Annotated in this window: 1 pseudogene; it reads left to right on the top strand. The window is 43.8% G+C overall.

The features are described 5' to 3' along the window. Positions 1 to 386, top strand: a pseudogene (locus tag CXF87_RS12405) (metal-dependent phosphohydrolase); the annotation flags it as partial. Positions 387 to 443 lie beyond the last annotated feature (57 nt).

Below are 443 nucleotides of genomic sequence, written 5' to 3'. Positions count from 1 at the left end.
CAATCCATACAGCAACACCAAACGCCACAAGCCAAATACTAAAGTCGCTACTTCACAAAGACCACACTATTTCCATTTTTTCTAAAGAAGCGGCTTACGCTATTGAAGCAACCGCTATAAAAACAGATCTGGACGGCGGAAAAATAACATTAGAAATAACTTATTCTGGCAATTCCCTATCTCCTTACTTAAAAAACGATACCATTTGCTTTGACATTGAAACGCTTCGGCACGGCACCGGAGAAGAGGAGCAAATCTATAATATTGAGCATGTGCCTGCTCACGTGACCAAAATTGATACCTGCACTTATCACTTGGAGTGCCAACTCCCCAATTCGATTTTTGTCTCCGACAATTGCGGCGCTCTACGTGTCCCTTTCACCTGAATCCGTGAGACCGGCCCCCAGGAATGCTTCTAACCTACTGAACTGCATGGCAATATA

The organism is Halomonas sp. MES3-P3E, assembly GCF_002836035.1.
GTDB lineage: Bacteria > Pseudomonadota > Gammaproteobacteria > Pseudomonadales > Halomonadaceae > Vreelandella > Vreelandella arctica.
Note: the sequence above shows the minus strand (reverse complement) of the source record. Positions and strands in the feature narration are given on the sequence as shown.